This is a genomic window from Myroides odoratimimus, assembly GCF_030326305.1.
Lineage (GTDB): Bacteria > Bacteroidota > Bacteroidia > Flavobacteriales > Flavobacteriaceae > Flavobacterium > Flavobacterium odoratimimum_A.
This window is the reverse complement of the sequence record NZ_JACAKB010000055.1, coordinates 1-8,320: the sequence shown is the minus strand read 5'-3', so window position 1 is coordinate 8,320 and position 8,320 is coordinate 1. Positions and strand designations below refer to the sequence as shown.

The window sequence follows — 8,320 nt, the reverse complement described above, 5'->3', positions numbered from 1 at the left end:
CGGCCTTTATTTCATTACTATTTTTCCAAGTTGCTTTTTCTGCCTCTTGATACCAAGCCTTTAATTGTTGCTCACTGTCTGCATGTTTTGTCCAAAACACACGTAACGTTTTTATCGCTATTACTCTCAATTAAAATAGTTTATACAAATTTATAAATAAATTCCCAATTCGGGAACTTTTTTTAACTGTTTTATTGAATTGCTCTCTAAGATGTAATTAACTCCTTAGTTTAAAATCCAAATTTAAGCTCAGGAATAAGCTCAGAGGCTTCCTTCATTTTACTATCTCTGATTTTAGCATAGATTTGAGTAGTTCTGATCTCACGATGTCCTAAACGCTTGGAAACTGTGTAAATATCCGCTCCATTTTCTAAGAGTAGTACCGCATTGATGTGTCTAGCACTATGGAAGGTAATATGCTTGTGAATACCCGCTCTGTTACACCAACGTACGATTTCGTTATTGTAAACTGCTGATTATTTAAGACCAGTGAAAACGCGCTGGTTAAGTGATTCTCTTTCTCCTAAGAGTTCTCTTGCCTGTTTGGAGATATAAAGATATTCAACACCTTCTGTTTTTTCTTGTCTATAGATAACTCTACAAACATGATCTTCATCTCTTACTTCAGACCAAACTAGATTATTAATATCAGACCAGCGTAGACCAGTTAAACAAGAGAATAAAAAAGCTCGTTTAAGCACTTCGTATTTACAATCGGTTTTTACCAGATTTTGTATTTCATTAAACGTAAGGTACTCTCTCTGACTTTCAGCTTGCTTAAAGCTCTTTACTTTTTGAGCATAGTTAATTGTTAGATAACCTTCTTCAAAGGCTAATCTAAGAGCAGCTCTAAACTTGTTTAGATAAGAGTATTTTGAGTTTAATGATAAAGGGAGTTTACTTTTAGTAAGCGCCTTTGTATCAAAGTAATGTCTGACTTTCTTTAAAAATTCATCATCTACTTCATCAAAAGTAAAAGTAGGGGAGATACAGCGTTTTAAGTGAAGAAAGGAAGCTGTCCAGTTTCCATAGTTTTTTGGACTTTCATATTTCTCTTCTGTTTTCTCTAGAAAGAAATCCAAGAAGCAACGTTGCCCTTTGTGTTTATTTTTAATTCCATATTTACCTCTAAGGTTTTCACTTTGTCTAATGGCTAAGATATTTTTAGCCATTTGAAGAGCTTCTTTGTTTTCCTTTCTTTCCTTTGGGCTATTAGGAGCACCATGTAGGAAGAGTTTTAGGTTTTCAAATTCTCTGATATACTTCTTCTTTCCAGTAGAAGTAACTTCAACTCCTTTTGTGTACTCAATTAGAAGACTTATTCTTCCACTAGGTAGTTTTCGTTGTTTAAGTGTGATGTTCATAATATCTATATTAGGTTAAGGGAGACCGATTTTTCACAACACTTTCACAACACTTTTTTTATTATGTTGTGAATATGTTGTGACTAATATAGAAAATAAGGACATCTTAATAAAAACATTCAACACTTAACTATTTGGTTTTCAAATCATTTTAAAACAAATAAAAGTATTAAAAAGACAGGTTGTTTGCCTCAGTAGGAATAAGTGCAAAGATAAGTCTTGAAATCCATTCCAATTTTAAATCAACTGAAGATATAAAACGCTAAAATACGCCTATAGTTACTACTAGTTGTTGCACAATTGTCAAATCCAGTTGATACTTTAGAAAAATTCACAGACTTTAACCAACATATACAGATTGTTTTAAAAGCTGTATATCTTCTTGATTGCTTATGTCAATACAAATATGTCCCTCTTGCATTTTTTGATAAAGTGCTGCTGCAAATTTACATACAGGATCACCAGTAAAAAATGAAGCAAATTGTTCAGGTTTAGTTGAAGTAAAGATGTTTAACATGGCATTAAATCTTTAAGTGTAGTAGTAAGAAAAGGTGTGCTTTTTTGTATATAAACTATTGATTAAACAAACAGTTTTAGGATAAGTAAAATATAGTTTCCATTAGGTATAAGTAAAAGAATAGGCTCTGCTGTTTCTACCATATCTTTGAAGGTTACAGCTTGCAGCAATGAGGACATATTGTGGTTGAGTTCTTCATTGACTTCTATCACGCCCATTTCTTTTTTCATTCCTTCTTTTGCATTTTCTAATAATACCAATAGAGCAATAATCACAGACAGGGCAATAAATTCTTTACTTCCCTTTTTCTGTTTATCAGTAAATCCCTCTAAAAGAGTAATTAATACAACAAGATCTAGGGTATTAATCAAGCTATGGAATTTAGGTGTAAGTTCTAAATCATCATACTTTTTACCGACTTCTTTGGTAAAGTGCACCAGTGAATCTGCCGTTGAACTAGAGAAGGAAACAGTTGCTACTGTTGCAGCATTCATTTTCTCAGCTGTAAAGTTCCAAGAAGTAGCAGCTGTATCTTTTATACGCTCTAACAAAGCCCCAGTTGAGTCTGTCACCTGTGTAAATAAACTTTTATCCTGTTCTAGTTCCTGAATAGAACTAAGCTCTTGTTTAACTGTTATTTCTTCTGTGGTAGTTTGTGTAATCATCACTTCCATATCCGAAGCGATTACCTCAAAAGCTTCTATATCAATAATCTCAACAGGCTCATTGTCCCAAATGTTGTTTTTTAATTGTTCAAAAAATCCAATAGGTTTTGCCTTAATGGAAGGATTTTTTTCTTGATGTTCTTTTTCATCTTTTCTAAACCAATTAGAAGCGGTGTTGAGTAGTGAATTCTTCATATTGACCTTTAGGTTTTAGATTTTTATTCTGTTTGGATAAGGTGTTAACAAGATAGGCTTTTTTTTGCAAAGTTATTTAGATCCTCTTTATAAAAATAAGAACTGAAGATCACCTTCAGTTCTTATAATTGAAAGTTGTGTCCTTATTCATTTATTAAATAAACATGTTCGATGAATTCAAATTTGAATTGAGAGGCTTTGTCAATGAACTCTTCCTCTTGGACGGGAATAATAATGCTCATTGTTTCTTTATTTTTCTTCAAATTACCTATTTCATGAGCATCGACGTACTTTAAAATACTAACTGATGCATCGAATTGATTGTAACACAAAAGAAATCCCTCTGTGTTCTCTTTGTTTATATTAAAGTTCCATATCTCACCGCTAATTTTTGCAATATTGCAGATTTTACCTTCTAAATAGTGTATTTGCTGCATTAATGCTTTTTTAATTGTATTTACATTTAATTCTTGATTATCTGGTATTTGTATTGTAATTAACTGATCTGTTTCTTGATCACAGGCCTCATCAACAGTTCTGTTTTTTCGATCATAGGCGCTATGATGTTGTCTGCAAAGCATGATAAGTGACTCGTCTAATGGGTGATGTGCAGCTTCATAATGAATTAGAAATTCGTTTAAACACACCTCATATTCGCCTTCTATTTGAGGAAAGTTTTGTTTTAAAATAGCAGCGATGATCGACTTTCTATCTTTTGCTAGGTGTGAAAAGTGTGCAGCATCTAGGCTTTTGTGTTTTCCACACTTTTCCGCTGTAATTGTGTGTTCACCTAGTTTGTGGTTTTGACAACTAGCTTGTGATTTTTTCTTGAGTGTTTTACCAAGTTTAGTTACAATTTTATTGGTTGCCGGACCTATAAATTGTTCAAATTCTTCAAGGGTTCCAATGAATTTTGCCATGATTGTTTTGTTTTTATTATATATAAATTAGTTGTTGTGATAATACGCTAGCTTTATAAACCAGTGTTCTAAAAATCTTCTTTGTTGTATGGACCAGAATTTGGATACATAAAATAACTGGTTACCATATAGCTTAAAAGGTTCAGCAAAGTATAGGTTTTTATTTCGTATGGCTGTTTGTTTAGTTGCTAGAATTGCCCTTTTATACCTAAAGGTTGTTTGACAAAAAGAGAAACTAAATAGCTCTAAAATATCATGAATCGATAAAAGATTTAATTCACCTATCTTATCAAAAATAGCTTTGACCATTTTTTGAGGTGTTAACGTTCTAAACTCCATTAGATCAGTAAGAATTATATCTGCCTGAATGGCGCTTGGATCACGATCACCTTTTAGGCGGTAGCGATACAAAAAGGCATGGTTTAGTAATAAGTCTACATCTATAGCACTTAGATGAGGTACTTTATTTGTTAAAGCCCTTTTCTCTAATCCCACTAGTTCCCTGTAATAATAAATTTGTTGAGGCAGTAAAGGGGTGTCTTCAAGGTCTAAGGATTGATGTAATAGTGAAGGGTAGCAAATAACATAGGTACCAATCAAATTGGTTTTCATTGTCTCATCTTCACCAAGACTAGTATTGGGTGATAGACCAATAATTCTGTAAACAGAAAAAGAAGATAAGCTAAATTGAACTTCTTCAAATTCATATCCCATACTACACACACTACCAACTTGATCTTGATAGATTCCCATGAAAATACCTGCTTCTTTGGAATTTAAAACAATTACTTTGGGTTGAATAATTTGCTCTAGCGCTGTTTTAGTAATTTGCAATTGATCGATTAAAAACATAATACCATCTAGTGTACTTAAAAAGGTATTTAGCTCAGACTTGTTTGTATCTGTTCTATAATAAAACAAGTCCATATAGGTTAACCAAGGCGATAAATCTAAGTTTTCCTTTTCATTTATCACTATTTTCGTAATAGCTCTTTGATAAGCATTCATGTTATTCTCATCACCTAGGTGATGTAACATGTTGTATCTGGTTGGTTTGTAGACCGATTTCGTCTGATAAATAGGTGCTATGCCTAAAACAAGAATATCTTTTTGTTGTTGGTTATCATAAAAACCATATCTTCTTTCTTTAATAAAAGCAGGAATATTTTTGTTGTTTTCATAGTCTTGCCAAACTGTGGCAATTTGCTCTTGTATATCCATTTTTTCTACTTTTTATTGAGTAAAAATAATCGTCTATAAAGACAAAATACGTCGTTTAATTAATTGATGTGTAAAAAAAACGATTAAGAGAATAATCGGTTTCTAGGCAATTTAGTTCTAAAAGAATAGAATAGGTGGGGACTTCCCCTATATTAATGCTTAAGCACTTGGTATGTCTATATAGTTGTTTATCATAGTCTTACTGCTGTATTATAAGGGGGGGGAAATATCTTGAATTTAGAACAGTAGATGACGTTGATATAAAATCCGACTACGTAAAGCCGGATTTTAATTCTAACAAACAAATCTAAATAACAATTTCAATACACTAAATTGTGCGTATTAAAGAACCTGATTCTTTTCTTAATTCAACTTTTCCATTTGTTTTAGTAACTAGTATGTCTTTTCCACTAAAACGGGCATTGGTTGAATTATTAGAGGCAATAGTGCGAATAAGTGAACCTGATTCTTTGCGAAGCTCAACTTGTCCCTTATCTGTTGTAACGAGTAGTAAACTTCCATCTTGGTTGATATCTGCATTGATAACGCCAGAAGATTTAATAGTTCGGATTAAAGAACCGTTGGGTTTTCTTAATTCGAGTTTGCCGTTTGTAATTTTAACGATGTTCATAAGCTTGTATTTTTTTGATTCAGTACAAAGGTTATAATTGATTAAGACAGGCTGTGTCGCTTTACTTTTTATTCTTCTATTTGATACATTTTTGCAAGTAATTGTACTCTTTCACTTACTTGTTGTCTAAGCATAGCTGGTTCAATCACTTCACAGATAGGACCATGGCGCATAATCTCTAAGAGAAAATCATGTGTAGGGTGTATAAACAGTTCTAACGTAAAATAGTTTTTATCCTCGGCAATAATACGCTGGGAGTGATGAAAAGGCAGTGATTTTACATATTCCTTTTGTTGGATGTCAAATCTGAGTATAATCTTTTCTGCAGTTTCATAGCGCTCAATACCAAAGGCATGCTGATAAGCCTTTTCAATATTGATTTCGGGACTTGATTCCCTTTGTGGGGTTATGACTAAATTAGCCACTCGTTCTAAACCAAAGTTTCTAAAATCTTTTACATCTAAATCATAGGCAATCAGATAAAAACGGTTTTGTGTTTCTTTGATTGCTTTAGGAACACAACGCCTTGCACTAGGTTCTTTTGAGAAACTAAGGTGATCAAAGGTGATGATAAGGTTGTTGTCAATAGCGTGAATAATGCCGTTGAAATGCTCACTTCCAGATGATTTTCTCTTCTCTAGAAAAATGCTTTTTCCAACTTTTCTGTTTTGTTTTAAAGCTGAAATTAAATCAAAGGATTCTAGCGTACGTTGAATTGTTTCATCTTCCGCATGTTCATCACTTTCAATTTTATAGGCCTCTATACTTCTATTAAAGCTAATTTCAATACCCCAAATAGAATCAATTTCTTTCAAATCCCTTTGCAAGGTTCGCTTGCTAATTTCGAGTTGGTAGCCAATTTGGTCTTGATTGTTAATTAAGTAATTTAGAATATCATCATAGGTACTCGGTCTTTTTCGAAGCAGTTCGATAATGAGTAAGTGACGTTTAATAAAATCTCGTTTTGCCATAAGTTTAGGTGTTCTTTAGTTACAATATCGGGTTAATATCACAACTTTGTCTTTAAATTATTTGAATACTTCTTTTTTATTAGGGAAACCTATTTTTTAGGTTCGTCCAAATGCAAATACACTTCTCCTAAGTGATAGGTTTGAGTAGTATGAAGGAGTAGTTCATGTCCCATGAGGGTCATATCGATTTGAAGGCTGTTCTCAGAGAAGGTTTCATTTTCTAAATCTGATCGTCCGTTGTCTGCTATAATTTGTTTTACTCGTGTACTTAGCATCTATTTATATCTTTTTTTAATAACTTAAAATTCTCTTGGTATTATTCAATCAAAAGAGCATCTATTTTTTATCCTCCCTTTCTTCAAAACTCTCCAATTTCTTATTTACTTCTTCCAATAATTGCTGTTCGCTTGGTAAGTAAAGTTCGTATTGGCTTGCAATAATCTGTTTTTGATTTTCTGGTAATGTAAATTTTACTACTGCATCATTTTTATTAGCACAAAGCAAAATCCCAATGGTAGGGTTCTCGTATGGCAGTTTTTCTATCCTGTCATAATAGTTCACATACATTTGTAACTGCCCAATATCCTGATGAGTTAGTTTAGTGGTTTTGATTTCAATAATTACAAAACATTGCAAAATGCGGTTGTAAAATACTAAGTCCACAAAGAACTCATCGCCCTCAATATGTATTCTTTTCTGCCTTGCTACAAAGGAAAATCCATTGCCTAACTCCAACAAGAACTCCTGTAAGTGTGTAATAATGGCACTTTCCAAATCTCTTTCATAATAAGATGTTTCTCTTTTCAAGCCCAAAAACTCCAAATACATTGGGTCTTTAATGATTTCTTTGGCATCAGACGGCTGTTTCTCATTTTTGGCAACCGCTAAAACACTTTCTTTATCATTGCTCAACAAAAGCCGTTCGTACAAACTGCTGTAAATCTGCCGTTCCAATTGCCGCACCGTCCAATTATTTTTTATTGTTTCAGCAATATAAAACTCTCTTTTATCCTGACTGTCAACGCTTAAAAGTAGCTTGTATTGGCTCCAACTCAATTGTGCATACAGTGTATGCACATTCTCAAATGTGCGGTAAAACTGACGGTAAAGGTTGATTTGTCTTGTGGAAAAACCACTTCCGAACTCGGGTTGCAGTTGTTCTGAAAGATATTTGATAAGAAACGTTCCATAATCTGCACGTTCTTTTCCCTCTTGTTCTTCTTCAAAGATACGTTTGCCAATATGCCAATACATCAGCGTTCGCTGATGGTCAACGGCACGTATAGCCTTATCTTTTGATTGGGCTATAATGGCTTTTATATCTGTTATAATGGATTGGTTTATAAGCATACTTAAATATTCATCTACATTTAACCCACATTCCGCATTAGAAAAAGATGTATATTTATTAAGTGTAATTCCTAACGCGTAGCGTTAGAAAATTTAAGCCTATGAATTTTGATCTATCCTTTACCAACAAAGAGATTACACCATGGGGTGGAATGGTCTTTTTAAAGCAAATGTTAGATAAAATAGACTTTAAATCTCAGATTAATTCCTGTGAAAGTCTTCCTTGTCAAAATTCTAATAGGGCACATGATGTTGATGTGATTTTAGAGTCTTTTATGACTAGTGTTTGGTGTGGTGCAAATCGTTTTTTACACACAGAAGTAACTAGACATGATAAAGCTCTTGGTAAAATCTTTAACTGGCGAACTTCACCAGGTCAAGATGCGTATAAACGTTATTTCTCCAAGTTTGATGCTAGTAGTAACATTGAAACTGCTAAGCACTTCTTTGAGTGGTTTTTTAAAAACATCAACTTAAATTACTTTA

General features: G+C 33.0%; 8 protein-coding genes and 2 pseudogenes. 1 reads left to right on the top strand and 9 read right to left on the bottom strand.

The window, feature by feature from the left end:
• Positions 1 to 230 precede the first annotated feature (230 nt).
• The 9 genes and pseudogenes from HX049_RS17900 to HX049_RS17860 form a co-directional block, all read right to left on the bottom strand.
• Positions 231 to 1,172 (bottom strand): annotated as a pseudogene (locus tag HX049_RS17900) (site-specific integrase).
• A gap of 532 nt (positions 1,173 to 1,704) precedes the next feature.
• Complete coding sequence (locus HX049_RS17895; RefSeq protein ID WP_286417704.1) at positions 1,705 to 1,881, bottom strand: hypothetical protein; 177 nt, start codon at positions 1,879 to 1,881, stop codon at positions 1,705 to 1,707.
• Positions 1,882 to 1,943: 62 nt separating this feature from the next.
• Entirely contained in the window at positions 1,944 to 2,741 is a 798-nt protein-coding gene (locus HX049_RS17890) for a hypothetical protein (RefSeq protein ID WP_286417702.1), read from the bottom strand.
• Between the two features lie 143 nt (positions 2,742 to 2,884).
• The gene (locus HX049_RS17885) at positions 2,885 to 3,661 is read right to left on the bottom strand and encodes a hypothetical protein (protein WP_286417699.1); all 777 of its coding nucleotides are present in this window, start codon (positions 3,659 to 3,661) and stop codon (positions 2,885 to 2,887) included.
• 27 nt (positions 3,662 to 3,688) lie between these two features.
• Positions 3,689 to 4,882: a hypothetical protein gene (locus tag HX049_RS17880; RefSeq protein ID WP_286417697.1), complete on the bottom strand. Its 1,194-nt coding sequence runs from the start codon at positions 4,880 to 4,882 to the stop codon at positions 3,689 to 3,691.
• Between the two features lie 328 nt (positions 4,883 to 5,210).
• Positions 5,211 to 5,513, bottom strand: a complete 303-nt coding sequence (locus HX049_RS17875) for a hypothetical protein (protein ID WP_286417695.1) — start codon at positions 5,511 to 5,513, stop codon at positions 5,211 to 5,213.
• Positions 5,514 to 5,581: 68 nt separating this feature from the next.
• Positions 5,582 to 6,484, bottom strand: a complete 903-nt coding sequence (locus HX049_RS17870; RefSeq protein WP_286417693.1) for a helix-turn-helix transcriptional regulator — start codon at positions 6,482 to 6,484, stop codon at positions 5,582 to 5,584.
• 89 nt (positions 6,485 to 6,573) lie between these two features.
• Entirely contained in the window at positions 6,574 to 6,759 is a 186-nt protein-coding gene (locus HX049_RS17865; RefSeq protein ID WP_286417691.1) for a hypothetical protein, read from the bottom strand.
• Between the two features lie 61 nt (positions 6,760 to 6,820).
• Positions 6,821 to 7,834: a PDDEXK nuclease domain-containing protein gene (locus tag HX049_RS17860; RefSeq protein WP_286417689.1), complete on the bottom strand. Its 1,014-nt coding sequence runs from the start codon at positions 7,832 to 7,834 to the stop codon at positions 6,821 to 6,823.
• Between the two features lie 101 nt (positions 7,835 to 7,935).
• Here HX049_RS17860 and HX049_RS17855 point away from each other — a divergent pair.
• A pseudogene (locus HX049_RS17855) lies at positions 7,936 to 8,320 on the top strand (IS1380 family transposase); the annotation flags it as partial.